Below are 13,857 nucleotides of genomic sequence, written 5' to 3'. Positions count from 1 at the left end.
ATGGCTTTGAAAAACGAAGCACGCGGCCGCAACATCAGGATCTCGTTCGAATTCTTCCCGCCGAAATCGGAAGAGATGGAAGGGCAGCTCTGGCATACTGTCAGCCAGTTGCAGGATTGGGACGCGGATTTCGTGTCGGTGACCTATGGCGCCGGCGGCACCACCAAGGCGCCGACGCTGTCGACCGTCACGCGTTTCCTGTCGCAGACGCCGTTTGCCACCGCCTCTCATCTCACCTGCGTCGGCGCGACGAAGGAGGAGACGCATCAGGTGGTCGACACCTTCCGCAAAGTCGGCGTGACGCATTTCGTGGCGCTGCGTGGCGATGCGCCCGGCGGCGCCGGCGCGCCCTACCAGCCGCATCCCGGCGGTTACGCCAATGCGGCGGAGCTGGTGGCCGGCCTCAGGGAAATCGGCGATTTCGAGATTTCGGTCTCCGCCTATCCGGAAAAACACCCGGAAAGCCGCGATACGGCCGCCGATATCGACATGCTGAAGCGCAAGGCCGACAATGGCGCCAACCGGGCGCTGACGCAGTTCTTCTTCGACAACGACAATTTCGAGCGTTACCTGGAGCGGGTGCGCGGCGCCGGCATCTCGATCCCTGTTGTGCCCGGCATCATGCCGATCCAGAACCTGACGCAGTTGAAGCGTTTTGCTGGGGCCTGCGGCACGATCATCCCCGCCTTTCTCGACGAGCGCTTCGCCGGCTTTGACGACAAGCCCGAGGAGCGGGCGAAGGTGGCAGCCGATGTCGCTGCCGAGCAGATCGAGGATCTCGTCCGGCGTGGCATCCATGATTTCCATCTCTATACGATGAACCGTGCGCCGCTGGTTTCCGCCGTGCTCGACAATCTCGGCGTGTCGCGCCGGGAAACAAAAAGTGCGGGCGCAGCCGCCTGATCCTTTCGGGATGTTCAAAAGTAAAAGCGCATGTCGGGCGGGACATGCGCTTTTTCGTTGGCGGATTGATCAGCTACTGGGGAGTTTAGGCACTATCAGTCGTTACGCTTTCGTCGGCCGGCTCAGATGAAGAGCATGGACAAAACGAAAGCAAACGCTGCACTGACCAACAGAACATTCAAGGATTGCGTGAGTCCCATGTCTGTCTCCTCGCGTTAACCGGCCAATAATATGTCTGAAATATGTCGGTTGGAAAGCGGATTTTATGCTGCGCTGCAGAAGGGATCAGTGGATAAGTCGAATGCAGTTTCGGTAAGCCTCTGAAATAAATCGATAATTTTCGATGAATTTTTGTTCACAGATTTTAACATGCCGTTAAATCAGGCGATTTCGGATTTACTTATGCGCCCAAAACATGGCGGACCGGCAACCGGTTGAAAACATGCGGAATTCGCAACCGGTTCAGGCGGTTCTCAGCAGCAGGCGATAGGCGCGGCCGTCGAGAATGACGAGGCCGAAACCGATCAGCGCCATACCGGCAAATTCGCCAAGTGCAAGCCTTTCGCCAAGGAAAAGCACGCCGAGCAAGATGGCGCTCGGCGGCACCAACAGGGTGACAAGCGAGGCGTTGGTGGCGCCGGCCGCCGCCATGATCCGGAAATAGAGGATATAGCCGAAGGCGGTCGACAACAGCGCCAGCGCCAGGATGGCAAGCAGCGCTTCAAGCGGCGGTGCGGCCAGCGCCCAGGGGCGATCGGTGAGCAGCGACAGCGGCAGTGCAATCAGCGAGGACGCGGTCAACTGGCCGGCTGCGGTGACAGGGGCTGGAACATCCCTGAAGCGTTTGCCATAGGTGGCGGCGAAGCCATAGGAGATGGCGGCAAGCACGGGAAGCATCAGCGCCCAGAGCGGCGCTTCGCCACCAGCCGAGATGCCGGGGCCGATCAGCACGATCGTGCCGAGGAGGCCGACGAGGCAGCCGACGATCTTTGCCGGGGACAGTTTCTCGTCCGAGGTGAAGTGGTTGGCGATGAGCACGGTCCAGATCGGCGTCGTCGCATTCAGGATCGCCGCAAGGCCGGCGCCGATGCGGGTCTGGCCGAAGAAGATCAGCGCGTGCGGCAGAGCATTGTTGATGAGCCCGAGGATCAGGAACTCGCGCCATCGGGCCTTCAGGATCGCATAGAGGTCGAAACGGCCGGCGACATAGACATGCAGCGCCAGCGCTGCCAGCAGCAGCCTGAGGAAGACGAGGGTCAGGGGCGGCACGTGCTGGACGGCAATGCGGGCAAAGAAGAAGGAGGCGCCCCAGATCAGGCCGAGCAGGACCAGCAGGCCCCAGGTCCAGGCATTCATTCTGCTGTCCACGCCGGTTCCTCCACCGCAAGCCGTTCGTTTCGCCGAAAACCGGCACCGGTTTTCGGCGTGAAGCTTTAGCGCAGCAGGCGGATCGCGCCACCCGTTTCTTGCGAAACGGGCGGCAAGGTGTCAGCGGGGATCAGAGGGCGTTGAGAAGGGCAGGCGTCGCCCAGCCGTCGGCCGGCATGCCGAGGCGCTGCTGTTCCTTCTGGATCGCGACACGCGTGCCGGAGCCGAGGATGCCGTCGATCTCGCCGACATCATGGCCGAGCGACTGCAGCTTGGTCTGCAGCGCCTTCATCTGGTCGCTGGCGAGCCCCTGTTCCGGCACGCCCTTGAGATAGGGCTCGGCGCCGGAAAGACGCGTGCCGAAATAGGCGGCAGACGTCGTGTAGATAAACGACTTGTTCCATTCGAGATAGATTTTGAAATTCGGATAGGCGATGAAGGCCGGCCCCATGCGGCCCTGCGGCAGGACGAGGTCGCCTTCGAGGTTGCCGAAGGCGGTATTGCCGTCACGCGGCTTGACGCCGAGCGCAAACCATTCTCCCGCTTTCATCGTGCCGCCGAGGCCGGATTTCTCCCAGGGCAGGTTATCGGGCAGGGTCACTTCCTGCAGCCAGGGCTGGCCGCGCTCGAAGCCGAGATGCTGGATGAATTTGGCCGCCGTCAGAATGGCGTCCGGGCTGCTCTGCTTCAGGCGGATATGGCCATCACCATCGCCGTCCATGCCATAGGCGATGATGTCGCGCGGCAGCATCTGCACCTGGCCGATCTCGCCGGCCCAAGCGCCGGTATTGGTGGCGGGGTCGAGGTCGCCGTGTTGAACCATCTCGACCAGGGCGATCAGCTGCGGGCGAAAGAGTTCCGGGCGGCGGCAGTCATGCGCCAGCGTCACCAGGGCGTTGCGGGTGTTGAAATCGCCTTGGACGGCGCCGAAATCGGTCTCCATCGCCCAGAAAGCGGTGATGACGCCCGGGGGAACGCCGAATTCCTGCTCGGCGCGGGCAAAGACGTCGGCATATTGCTTCATCTTCTGGCGGCCGATGTCGAGGCGGCCCTGGCTGACGGTGCGCTGGGAGAATTCGAGGAAGGTCTGCTTGAAGACGCCCTGGGCGCGATCCCGGCTCAGCACCTTGGGGTCGATCTCGGCGCCGGCAAAAGCCTCGTCGGCGGCCGCCGCGCTGGCGCCGGCTGCGACCGCATCTTTCTTGACACCTTCGAGGAAGGCGGAGAGATCGCCGCCGCAGGGCGCTGCCGGGGCTGCGTCCGTGGCCTGCTGGGCGGCCGCGCCGCCTGCGAGGGCGAGGACAAACAGAAGGGCGAGTGCAGAGCGGCTTGCGAGCGAGCGGTGCATGGATACGGTCCTTATATCAAAAAGATTGCCGTCGCTTTCACAGATGAATGTGACGGAAGCAAGAAACATCGCAGGACGTTACTAAGAATTTCTATCCTTGGAAACGGCCGCGACCCAGTTGTTCCAGTTCTTTGCGCTGCCGGCAAAGACATTGATATCTGTGGGACCGCTGATGCCGGGGATAACGCCGGTGGAGGTATATTGCCAGAAGGCCCAGCGGCGGTCGGTATAGGTCACCTCAGGGTGTTTTGCCACCGAACGGACCCAGAAATGATAATCCTGGAAGTAGCCGGCGAGATTGTCGCGGTGGAAATCGACCGAGGTGTAGATGATCGGGCGCTTGCCGTAATAGGCCTCCAGCCGGTCCATGAAACGCTGCATTTCGGCGCGTACGGTTTCCGGATCGGGACGGTAGCGGCAGGTCTTCGATTCGGCGTTCCATTCGACGTCGAGCACCGGCGGCAGGCGCATGGCCTCCTTCGGCACGTTGCGGATGAACCAGTCTGCCTGCTGATCGGCCGAAGAGCAGAAATAATAGAAATGATAGGGAGCGTGCGGGATGCCGGCGGCGCGGGCCTCACGCCAATATTCGTCGAAGCGCGGATCGACCCTGTCCTTGCCTTCGGTCGCCTTGATGAAGGCGAAGGCGACGCCGGAATTCTTGACCGTGCCCCAATCGATATCGCCCTGCCATTTGGAGATGTCGATGCCGTGGATCTGGTTCTGCTGCGGATGCTTCGGGCCGAAATCCTGCGGATCGGTGTCCTTGAAACGCGTCTTCGGCTTGATCGACGCCGTTTCGAGATAGTCGTAACCGGAAGAGGTGCAGCCGGCCAGCATGATAGCCAGGGGCAAAACGCAAAACAAAAGCCGGCGCATGGGCGTCCCGTCGTAACTCGAATGATCTCTTTGCCCCACAGCCTGACCTTCGAAAAAGACGAGTCGGCAGAGGAATAACCCTCTTTTCACCATATCAACGTAAAAAATCGGTTAGTTTCAAGCGAATTATCAGCGCTTGCTGATAATGGCCGCCCGCCAGGCATAACCGCCGCCAACGGTATCGAACAGCAATCTCGCGTTGTTTTCATGGGCTTGCGCTTCCAGGACCTCGCGCAAGTCGGGCCGCGGAGTGACGTGGAATTTCGCAAGCCAGGCCTGCAGCATGCGCCGGAACCAGCCCGGCAGGCCTTCCTGCTGGCCGAAATCGACGATGTGCAGCTGGCCGCCGGGATTGAGTGCGGCGATTGCTGCATCGACGGCGCGTTCCCAGTCGGGGATCATCGACAGGGCATAGGAAATCAGGATGCGGTCGAAGCCGCTGACACCGAATTCGCGCGGCGTGAACGCCGTGGCGTCGGCGACGCGGAAGTCCGGGATCGTCGCCTTGGTGGCGAAGGTCTTGCGGGCCGAAATCAGCATTTCCTGAGAAATGTCGAGGCCGAACAGCTTGGCGGTCGGGAAATGCCGATGGGCGAAGGCCATGTTGCGTCCGGTGCCGCAGCCGACTTCGAGCAGCGTGCCGCCCTCCGGCACGTCGAGCTTGCGGATCGTGCTGTCGCGGCCGAGAAGGTAATATTTGCGGGTGAGGTCGTAGATATGGCGCTGATAGCGGTACACGCCATCCATCAGGCTGGCATGTTCGTCGCTCTTTGCTGCCGTCTCAGTGCCGACCTTGCTCACGCCTTCTTCCCGTAAATGTGGAAGCCGCCATAGATTGCCGAGCGATCGAGCGCCGTCAGCTCACGCGACTTCTCCTCGAAGTAATCCCACTGGTCGCGGATCACCGGTGCCAGGCGGCCTTCGATGATGCTCTTTTCAGCGGCGGTGCGGAAGATCACGCGGGCGCCTTCGCGCGCCGTGCGGGTGATCTCCCGCCAGACGTCGTTCAACTGCTCGTCCGTCATCCAGTCCTGCGCGTCGAGCAGGATATAGCGGTCGCGCGAGGCGGCCGGCTCGCGGGCGAGCAACTCGGTGAAGCTGGCGTGGTGGACGTTGACGCGGTCGACATTGGCGCGGATCACCTGATAGTGTTCCGACTTCAGATAGGTCGGCAGCGGGCCTTCCTCTTCGGTGCCGTAGCGGCGGCCGAAGGCCTGCCAGGCGAAATAGTTGTCGCTCATCGGGAAATGACAGGCGAGCTTTTCCAGGCGGTGCTTCAGCACCGGCGCGATCGAATGATCGGCGGCAAGGCTTGCGAGTTCGTCATATTGCTGCGGCGGAATGCCGAGGCCGAAGAGCGAGCTCTTGCGGCCGGTAATCCAGCGCACGACCGGCTTTTCGAACAGCGGCGCGATCTGCTCGTCGAAGAACTGGCGCTGCTCGCGGATCGAGCGGGTCTTGGTCATTTCGCGCAGATTGACGCCGTGCAGGCGGGCAAGAAGGTGGGCCGCGCCGATGAAGCGGCCGAGCAGGCCGGTTTCGTAGATGTTGCGGTCGAAGACGGTGACTCGGCGACGGCCGAATTTGCGGCCGTTCCAGTAGCTGCGGGTCGCCTCATCGAGGCGGGCAGCGAGATGCTGGTCATAGGCGCGGCTGTTCGACTTCTCGTTCGGCATGGCCAGGAAGCGGACGAGATCGGCGTGGCCGGGAAGATGTTTGAAGGCCGCAAGCTTCAGGCGGTTCAGAGCGATATGGTGCGGGTTGAGGTCGACGACGTCGATCGAGGCCGGCGCCTTGGAGAGATAGGCGAGCATGTTGCAGCCGCCGGAGCCGATGGTGACGATGCGATGGTTGGGCTTCAGCTCCATCGCCTGCATGTCGAGATCCGGATCCTCCCAGATCTGCGGGTAGACGAGGCCGGAGAAGAGAAGACCGAAGAGACGTTCGGAAAAGCCGTCCTTCGAAAAAGCCTTGTGGCGGAGAAGGGCGTCCTTGAGTTTCCGGTTCTTGCGGAAGCCGGCATCCGGTGCAAATTCTGACATGAGTCTGTCACCTTTTTAGCGTTCAGGGCGTGTAGCGCGCCTCTGCTACAGTTTGATGACGTGGGCTGTGGGGCGCCGTTCTTCGGAGACTTCGACCGGCTCGGAAGACCGACCGGGATGGCTCTCCTGGGAAAGTGATCGGGACGACAGGCCTTCTTGGCTTTGGCCCCTTTTCGGCGCCTGCGATTCCTGCTTCTCTCCCGGCATGGAGGAATGCCATGCGATTTGTCCTGCGTATCCTGAAGGCGCTTGCTCTCCTTGTCGTTCTCGTCGTCTTCGTCGCCGCCGGCTGGCTTTTTATTCAGCCGCCGGAACTGCTGCGTGTCGGTGACGGTTACGCCGCCAAGATCGTCTGCTCCAACGTCTTCATCGCCGGTCGCGGGGCCGAGGATGTGCTCCATGACGACGTTCAGGCGCCCGGAAATCCGCTGCTGCGGCTGATACGCGTCAGCGTTGACCACGACAAGGAACGGGTGACGGCGCGCTTCATGGGGCTGTTTGCGCCAAGTTATGCGCTCTATCGCGGCGCCTTCGGCTGTACGAGCGTGCCGGACGGCGATTTCGAGGCGGCGGCGAAGGCCGTGCCCTTCGATGCGCCTGTTAAAATGGAGACGAGCGACGCCTTGTGGCCGGAGGGCGAGGGCACCGGCAATCCGGCGGACGGGAGGATTGCCGCACTGCTTGCCGATCCCGGAATTGCCGGCCCGGCAATGCGGGCGATCGTGGTGGTGCACAATGGCCGCGTCGTCGCTGAAGCCTATGGCCCCGGTTTCTCGGCGAAGACTCCGCTGATCGGCTGGTCGATGACGAAGACGGTGAACGCTGCGATTCTCGGCCGGCTGATGCTCGACGGCAAAATCTCCTTCGACGACGACGAACTGCTGGCGCAGTGGCAGAAGGATGAGCGCGCCAAGATCAAGGTGTCGGACCTGCTCGGCATGGAGAGCGGCCTTGCCTTCAACGAGGACTATGGCGATGTCGCCGATGTGACGCGCATGCTCTATCTCGATCCAGACATGGTGTCGCTGCCGGCCAATGCACCGATGGAGGCGCCGCCCGGCCAGCGCTTCCGCTATTCGAGCGGCACGGCCGTGCTGTTGTCGCGCATCTGGATGGACAGGGTCGGCAATCCACAGGCGGCCTTTTCCTATCCGCACGACGCGCTGTTTTCGCCGCTCGGCATGACGAGTGCGGTATTCGAACTCGATGCGCGCGGCACGTTTGCCGGCAGCTCCTATCTCTATGCGACGGCGCATGACTGGGCGCGCTTCGGGCAGTTCCTGTTGCAAGACGGCGTGTGGAATGACCGGCGGCTGTTGCCGGAAGGGTTCGTCGGCGCCATGCGCACTCCGACGGTGGCTTCGAACGGACGTTATACGCAGGGCCAGGCCTGGCTCGCTCCTGGCGGCTCAAGCGCGGCGTTCGGACTGCCGGAGGATACGTTTTGGTTGACGGGGCATGACGGGCAGAGCATGGCGATCGTGCCCTCCGCCAATCTGGTCGTCGTCCGGCTCGGCCTGACGCCGAGCTGGCTCGGTTATCAGCCGCAGGTGCTTCTCAAGAAGATCCTAGCGGCCTTGCCGCAAGAGGAGGAGCCACAACAGCAGGCTGGGTCGCGGCAACAGGCGCAGCCGCAGCCATAGGCTGCGATCGCCGTCTCAGTAATTGCTCGATGTCAGTAATTACCCTGGGCGATGTCGGTCATGCCCTTGCGCTTGGCGTCGTAATAATAGCCGCGCGCATAGAGGCGGACGGCATCGTCTTCCTTGCTGTCGGAGACGAGCCAGGCGCCACGCAGATATTTGGCGGCATATTTGATGTTGGTTTCGGCATCGAAGAGCCCGCCAGGGGCACCGTCATAACCCATTGATCTGGCGGTGTTGTATTTGATCTGCATCAGGCCGAAATAGCCGCGCTTGTTGTAGGCCTTCGGATTGTAGCGGCTCTCGCGATGGACGATGCGGTGGAGCAGCGTCTCGGGAATTTCGTAGATCTTCGAGTATTTCTGGATGAGCTTGGTGACGAAGCTCTTCTCCACTGTCGGCGCGTCGTCTCTGTCGTCGTCGCTGAACATCGGGGGCGCCGTCGGCGGATCGATCGGCCCGGATTCGTCGAAACCGTAGTCCATGCTGGCACGCGGCGTGGTGTCGACGGCGGCAAGTGCTGCAAGCGCGCTGTTCTGCGGTGTCGCGGCAAAGGCAAGCTGCGTCGTCGGCTGTGCCGGCGTTCCCGGACGCGGCGTCGGCACGACGGACTGGATTGCCGTCATCTCGGGCGTCAGCGGGATCTGCGCATAGGCTGCAGGCTGTATGCCTGCCTGCATGGCGAGGTCTGCAGGCTGAGAGGCTGTTACGGTTGGCATCGCCGTCGCAGTCAGGGAGGGGGATGGCTGGGGAATCGTGGCGCCGGCAACCGCCTGACCGGCAGCACCTTCGGCTGTCGGGATCGCGGCGAGTGTTTCGTCTTCGCCGGGTTTCGGCATCGGCACCACGGTCTGGGCGGCAGTCAGTTCGGCCTGCGATGTGTATTCGACGCTCGTGCATCCCGTCATCACACCGCAGAGTATCGTGGAAACGACAAGACTGCGTTTCAGGCCGGATAATCCGATCGCTACCATTCCGCCACTTTCGTGAAATCGCGCCGCCCCGGCAGCGTATAAAAGTTACCAAAAACCTTAAGCCCTGGTGACCCCATTAACCTATTCGTGGCATTCCGGCAACCACGGAATATTTCTATGCTGCAATACGGCGATACCCGGCGGTTACGGCGCCTGCAGCGATCAGCAGGGTGCCTCCCGTTCGGTTTACGGCGCGCTGGATGCTCGCCTTGCGAATCAGTCCACGCGCGGTATGGGCAAGAAACGCGTAGGTGGAGGCGTTGAGGATCGCCAGCACGAGGAAGGTCGCTTCCATGATCGCCATCTGGCCGACGAAGGGCAGGGCCGGATTGAGGAACTGCGGCACGAAGGCGACGAAGAAGATGATGCTCTTCGGATTGAGGGCGGTGACGACATAGGCGTGGAGGAAGATCTTGAGCGACTTTTCCTCCGGCAGATTGTCGTTGTCGGCAACCGGTTCGCCGATGATGGGAGCCCGCCAGAGCTTGACTCCCAGATAGATCAGGTAGGCGCCGCCGATCCACTTCAACACGGTGAAGAGGGTGGCGGAGGCGGCCAGAACGGCACCGAGACCGAAGAGGGAAGCCGTCATCGCGGTGAAGTCACCAAGCGCCACGCCGCTCACCGTCGCAAACGCCGTCCTGCGCCCATGACCGAGCGCATAGGAAACGACGAGCAGTATCGTCGGCCCCGGTATGGCCAGCATGATGGCCGATGCCGCCGCAAAAGCGAGCCAGGCTTCAAATGACATGGTGTCTCCTCCTATTCCTCAGGAACAAGCAAAGACATCATATTAACCATCCGTCAATCACGCTTCTTTGTATTTCTGACCTATATTGTCCATGACTTCGGCAAACCATGCCGTCGACAGGTCAAAAGCCTTGCCGCCCTTGATGCGCGGGAATTCTATAGTGCGCAACTTACCGTTCTGCGCTTCGTCATGGCCGGTGACGCCGGAGACTTTATTGAGCGCGCTTTCGACGGCGAGATCGACCATGCTCTGGATCAGCCTGAGGTCGTCGCCGTTGGCCGGCGCCGAGCGGGCGAAATAGCCTGATTTCTGCACAAGGGAACGTTCGGCATTCAGGAGGTTGGCGAACTGCTTCTGGAACCAGGCGCCGACATTGATCGTGTCGATCTTCACATGGCCGAAGGCGTCACGCTTGACGGTTTCGCCGGCGGCTTCCCGCTCGGCGACGATGGCGTCGAGGCAGGCGCCTTCCGAGACGAAGACCGTGGCGTGGCCGTTGCGGTCCATGCTTTCCTTCAGGCGGGCGGCCTCGGCGTCGAGGTCGAAGGCCATCTCAGGCAGGTAGACGGCGTCGATGCTCTTCAGATGCGCATCCATCATCAGGCCGTCGACATACTGGTTGCGGCTGGTGCGCTGGAGATAGGCGCGGGCGGTGGCGGCCGTCAGCCAGCCGCAATGGCGGCCCATGACTTCATGGATGACGAGGGTGCGGGGTGCGGCCGTCTGCTCGTTGCTGACATTGTCGAAGAAATGCGCGCCGACTTCGGCGGCCGTCCAGGCGCCGAGCGACTGGCGGATCGGGACGACGTCGTTGTCGACCGTCTTCGGCAGGCCGACGACGGTGAGATTGTAGCCGTTGGCGGCGAGGTAGGCGGCAAGGTCGGCGGCTGTGGTGTTGGTGTCGTCGCCGCCGATCGTGTGGAGAATGGTGATGCCGTCATTGGCGAGGCGTTCGGCGGCGACCCGCAGCGGGTTCTCGCCTTCCTTGACCAGGCCGCGCTTGACGCAGTCGGCGGCATTGGTGAGCTTGACGCGGCTGTTGCCGATCGGCGAGCCGCCGTAACGGTGCAGCAGCGGCGCCTTTTCGCGCATCTCGCGGGTGATCGCGATGCTGTCGCCGGTGAGCACGCCCTGGTATCCGGACTTGTAGGCGACGATATCGAGATCGGGCGCGACGTCGCTATAGCGTTCGATGAGACCGCCGACGGCGGAAGAAAGACAGGGTGCCAGGCCTCCGGCGGTCAGCATTGCGACTTTCTGCTTGGCCATGATCCCTCCTATGGCGTTTCGGTGCGGTGGCGTTAGCTAACGCATGGATGCGGCAGGGAAAGGGGCCTGTAAAGTAAAGAATTTACGAAAAATGCGCCTTTATGCCGAGTTGGGCCGCGAAGATGGCAGGAAGTAATGATATAATCGTTTCAAGCCCGATCTGCGTGTCGGGAACTGTTGTGGAAATTTCCGTCGCGCACTCCGGATTCACCTGCACGGGCGATACGCCGGCGATCGTCAGCCGTTGCCATACGAGATGAAAGCGGGCGCCGTGAATCGTTTGCTGCGGTGCGACAATTACCAAATCGTGAAAACTGTGTTCGGCCCTACGACCAATAGTCGCCTTGCAAAGGCTGCGATTCTTTGGTCAAGCTGTTTGCTATAAGTTGACAAGTCTGTGAGATTTTCGATGTCCTTCTGGGAAAAACTGTTGAATGCCATTGGCAATACCGCGGGCAATGCGTTGTCTGCGGTGGTCGAGGCTATCCGTACGGTTTTCGAAGGCGATCCCGAGACCCGGCGTAAGGTGGCTTTCTCCGTGGCGATCATCGCGCTGTCGGCCAAGATGGCCAAGGCCGACGGCATCGTCAGCGAGAAGGAGGTCGAAGCCTTCCGCGAAATCTTCGAATTCCCTGAGGATCAGGCCAAGAACGTCGCCAGGCTTTACAACCTCGCTCGCCAGGATGTCGCCGGCTACGAAGCCTATGCCGAACGGCTCTCCACGCTCTGCGTTACCTGTGCGGCCAATTGCCCGGTGCTGGAAGACGTGCTCGACGGCCTCTTCCACATCGCCAAAGCCGATGGGCTGATCCACGAGAAGGAACTGAATTTCCTGCACCATATCGGCGAGATCTTCCAGATGAGCGAAACCCGCTTCGAGCAGATCGCCGCCCGCCACGTCTCGTCCGGCGGCGATCCCTATAAGGTGCTCGGCGTCTCGCCTTCGGATGATTTCCCGACCATCCGCCGCCGTTACCGTGGCCTCGTCAGCGAACATCATCCCGACAGGCTGATCTCGCGCGGCGTGCCGAAGGAATTCCATGTCATCGCCAATGAACGCATGGCGGCGCTGAATGCGGCCTATGCGGCGATCGAGAAGGAACGCCGCGCCGCATGACCTCTTTCGAGGCCGATTGCAGGAGCGCCCGCGTGCAGCCTTCGCCGAACCACGGCGAGCGGGCAGACGGGCGCCGTCCGGATATGATCCTGCTGCATTATACCGGCATGCCGACGGCAGATGGTGCGCTCGACTGGCTCTGTCGCGCCGAGAGCCAGGTTTCCAGCCATTATTTCGTGCATGAGAACGGCGAGGTGGTGCAGCTCGTGCCGGAAATACGGCGTGCCTGGCACGCGGGAAAAAGCAGCTGGCACGGCGAGACGGATATCAATTCGCTGTCGATCGGCATCGAGATCGCCAATGCCGGCCATCCCGGCGGGCTCCCGGATTATCCAAAAGAGCAGATCGCCGCGGTGATTGAATTGTGTCGCGACTGTGTCAAACGTTGGTCGATGGCGCCGGAACGGGTGCTTGGGCATTCCGATGTCGCCCCGATCCGCAAGGTCGATCCGGGCGAGAAATTCCCCTGGGCCGAGCTCCACCGGGCGGGTGTCGGGCACTGGGTCGAGCCGGCAAAGATCACCGGTGGGCGGTTCTTCCAATGCGGCGATGCCGGCCAGCCTGTCGAAGCGCTGCAGTCGATGCTGTCGCTCTATGGTTACGGCACTGAAATTACAGGCGAATTTTCCGAAAAAATGGCGGGCGACGTGGAGGCTTTCCAGCGCCATTTCCGGCCCGAAAGGGTGGATGGCATCGCCGATTTCTCGACGATCGACACGCTGCACCGGCTGCTATCGACGCTGCCGCGTTATTCCTGATCGGAACAGCCTGATATCAGGAGCGGATTCCTCGCGGCCGGCGAGAAAACCGCCTCGCCACATCATTTCCCTATTATCTCCTCATTGCGATGGTCTAAGGACGCCCGCTGAACAGCGCTCACGGCTGTTTTCAAGTGTAACCATGAGCGCCAAATGAAACGATAAGAATTGCTACGGAACGCGATCAGTCCTTGCTCGCGTGTGACCGAATGACGGCGAGGCGCGCAGTCCTGCAATTCTTTGGGTCGGAGTGAAGAGACTATATGAAGAAGTTGATTGTTGGCGCTGCGGCGTGCTTCGGCATGCTGCTGGCGGGGTATAACTTTGCCTCGGCGAATGATGATTGGGGCGTCAGGGCGCAAACCATCCCGCTGAAGACCGTCGACCGCCAGAGTGGCTATGCCATGCCCGACTTTTCCGCCAGCATTCCCTATGCCGCGCTGATCAATAAATATGCCGCCGAATACGACGTGCCCGTCGCACTCGCCCAGGCTGTCGTACGCGTCGAGAGCAATTTCAATCCGAATGCCCGCGGCAGTGCCGGCGAAGTCGGCCTGATGCAGATCAAGCCGGCGACGGCGCGGATGATGGGATATTCCGGCACGAGGAAGGGCCTGTTCGATCCCGAGACCAACATCAAATACGGCATGAAATATCTGGCGGCCGCCCATCAGCTCGGCGGCGGGCAGACCTGCAACACGATCCTGAAATACAATGCCGGCCATGCCGCCACGCGCATGAACCCGGTGTCGAAGACCTATTGCGGCAAGGTCCTGGCGATGCTCGACTGAGCATAGCTCGGCGC

13 protein-coding genes are annotated in these 13,857 nt (G+C 61.5%); 5 read left to right on the top strand and 8 right to left on the bottom strand.

Annotated elements, in window-relative coordinates:
• A complete protein-coding gene (gene metF / locus FHT79_RS07355; RefSeq protein WP_028756318.1) occupies positions 1-903 on the top strand; it encodes a methylenetetrahydrofolate reductase [NAD(P)H] in 903 nt (300 codons plus the stop codon).
• A 462-nt stretch (positions 904-1,365) separates the two neighbouring features.
• On the opposite strand, the gene FHT79_RS07350 is transcribed toward metF, so the two are convergent.
• The 5 genes from FHT79_RS07350 to FHT79_RS07330 form a co-directional block, all read right to left on the bottom strand.
• Positions 1,366-2,271 (bottom strand): DMT family transporter, encoded by a 906-nt coding sequence (locus FHT79_RS07350; RefSeq protein WP_183844628.1) that lies wholly within the window; start codon positions 2,269-2,271, stop codon positions 1,366-1,368.
• Positions 2,272-2,401: 130 nt separating this feature from the next.
• Positions 2,402-3,619 (bottom strand): lytic murein transglycosylase, encoded by a 1,218-nt coding sequence (locus tag FHT79_RS07345; RefSeq protein WP_183844629.1) that lies wholly within the window; start codon positions 3,617-3,619, stop codon positions 2,402-2,404.
• 81 nt (positions 3,620-3,700) lie between these two features.
• Positions 3,701-4,498, bottom strand: a complete 798-nt coding sequence (locus tag FHT79_RS07340; RefSeq protein WP_047610975.1) for a GH25 family lysozyme — start codon at positions 4,496-4,498, stop codon at positions 3,701-3,703.
• Positions 4,499-4,627: 129 nt separating this feature from the next.
• Positions 4,628-5,299: a class I SAM-dependent methyltransferase gene (locus FHT79_RS07335; protein ID WP_183903173.1), complete on the bottom strand. Its 672-nt coding sequence runs from the start codon at positions 5,297-5,299 to the stop codon at positions 4,628-4,630.
• Entirely contained in the window at positions 5,296-6,540 is a 1,245-nt protein-coding gene (locus tag FHT79_RS07330) for a DUF3419 family protein (protein WP_183903172.1), read from the bottom strand. The genes FHT79_RS07335 and FHT79_RS07330 overlap by 4 nt, the downstream gene beginning before the upstream one ends.
• A gap of 218 nt (positions 6,541-6,758) precedes the next feature.
• Between FHT79_RS07330 and FHT79_RS07325 the strand changes: the two genes are divergently transcribed.
• On the top strand, positions 6,759-8,183 hold the full coding sequence (locus FHT79_RS07325) for a serine hydrolase (protein ID WP_183903171.1): 1,425 nt from the start codon (positions 6,759-6,761) through the stop codon (positions 8,181-8,183).
• Between the two features lie 32 nt (positions 8,184-8,215).
• Here FHT79_RS07325 and FHT79_RS07320 read toward each other — a convergent pair whose 3' ends face one another.
• From FHT79_RS07320 to FHT79_RS07310, 3 genes are all read right to left on the bottom strand, one after another.
• Positions 8,216-9,157 (bottom strand): lytic transglycosylase domain-containing protein, encoded by a 942-nt coding sequence (locus tag FHT79_RS07320; RefSeq protein ID WP_183903170.1) that lies wholly within the window; start codon positions 9,155-9,157, stop codon positions 8,216-8,218.
• Positions 9,158-9,272: 115 nt separating this feature from the next.
• Complete coding sequence (locus tag FHT79_RS07315; RefSeq protein WP_029867949.1) at positions 9,273-9,908, bottom strand: LysE family translocator; 636 nt, start codon at positions 9,906-9,908, stop codon at positions 9,273-9,275.
• 57 nt (positions 9,909-9,965) lie between these two features.
• Complete coding sequence (locus FHT79_RS07310; RefSeq protein ID WP_029867950.1) at positions 9,966-11,177, bottom strand: pyrophosphate--fructose-6-phosphate 1-phosphotransferase; 1,212 nt, start codon at positions 11,175-11,177, stop codon at positions 9,966-9,968.
• 409 nt (positions 11,178-11,586) lie between these two features.
• Here FHT79_RS07310 and FHT79_RS07305 point away from each other — a divergent pair, with 409 nt between their 5' ends.
• From FHT79_RS07305 to FHT79_RS07295, 3 genes are all read left to right on the top strand, one after another.
• On the top strand, positions 11,587-12,294 hold the full coding sequence (locus FHT79_RS07305) for a DnaJ family molecular chaperone (RefSeq protein WP_029867953.1): 708 nt from the start codon (positions 11,587-11,589) through the stop codon (positions 12,292-12,294).
• Positions 12,291-13,052 carry an N-acetylmuramoyl-L-alanine amidase gene (locus tag FHT79_RS07300; protein WP_183903169.1) on the top strand — a complete coding sequence of 254 codons (762 nt, stop codon included), beginning with the start codon at positions 12,291-12,293 and terminating at the stop codon, positions 13,050-13,052. The genes FHT79_RS07305 and FHT79_RS07300 overlap by 4 nt, the downstream gene beginning before the upstream one ends.
• 263 nt (positions 13,053-13,315) lie before the next feature.
• A complete protein-coding gene (locus tag FHT79_RS07295) occupies positions 13,316-13,843 on the top strand; it encodes a lytic transglycosylase domain-containing protein (protein WP_029868443.1) in 528 nt (175 codons plus the stop codon).
• The last annotated feature ends 14 nt before the right edge of the window (positions 13,844-13,857 follow it).

Origin of the sequence: Rhizobium sp. BK212 (assembly GCF_014197475.1) — a bacterium.
Lineage (GTDB): Bacteria > Pseudomonadota > Alphaproteobacteria > Rhizobiales > Rhizobiaceae > Rhizobium > Rhizobium anhuiense.
The sequence above is the reverse complement of the archived record's forward strand: the minus strand, read 5'-3'. Positions and strand labels throughout refer to the sequence as shown.

What these genes read in the sequence shown, in the direction of transcription:
- FHT79_RS07300 (WP_183903169.1), top strand. Translation starts at nt 12,291, where the DNA reads ATGACCTCTTTCGAGGCCGATTGCAGGAGCGCCCGCGTGCAGCCTTCG.
- FHT79_RS07330 (WP_183903172.1), bottom strand. Translation starts at nt 6,540, where the DNA reads ATGTCAGAATTTGCACCGGATGCCGGCTTCCGCAAGAACCGGAAACTC.
- FHT79_RS07320 (WP_183903170.1), bottom strand. Translation starts at nt 9,157, where the DNA reads ATGGTAGCGATCGGATTATCCGGCCTGAAACGCAGTCTTGTCGTTTCC.
- FHT79_RS07325 (WP_183903171.1), top strand. Translation starts at nt 6,759, where the DNA reads ATGCGATTTGTCCTGCGTATCCTGAAGGCGCTTGCTCTCCTTGTCGTT.
- FHT79_RS07345 (WP_183844629.1), bottom strand. Translation starts at nt 3,619, where the DNA reads ATGCACCGCTCGCTCGCAAGCCGCTCTGCACTCGCCCTTCTGTTTGTC.
- FHT79_RS07295 (WP_029868443.1), top strand. Translation starts at nt 13,316, where the DNA reads ATGAAGAAGTTGATTGTTGGCGCTGCGGCGTGCTTCGGCATGCTGCTG.
- FHT79_RS07340 (WP_047610975.1), bottom strand. Translation starts at nt 4,498, where the DNA reads ATGCGCCGGCTTTTGTTTTGCGTTTTGCCCCTGGCTATCATGCTGGCC.
- FHT79_RS07305 (WP_029867953.1), top strand. Translation starts at nt 11,587, where the DNA reads ATGTCCTTCTGGGAAAAACTGTTGAATGCCATTGGCAATACCGCGGGC.
- FHT79_RS07310 (WP_029867950.1), bottom strand. Translation starts at nt 11,177, where the DNA reads ATGGCCAAGCAGAAAGTCGCAATGCTGACCGCCGGAGGCCTGGCACCC.
- metF (WP_028756318.1), top strand. Translation starts at nt 1, where the DNA reads ATGGCTTTGAAAAACGAAGCACGCGGCCGCAACATCAGGATCTCGTTC.
- FHT79_RS07315 (WP_029867949.1), bottom strand. Translation starts at nt 9,908, where the DNA reads ATGTCATTTGAAGCCTGGCTCGCTTTTGCGGCGGCATCGGCCATCATG.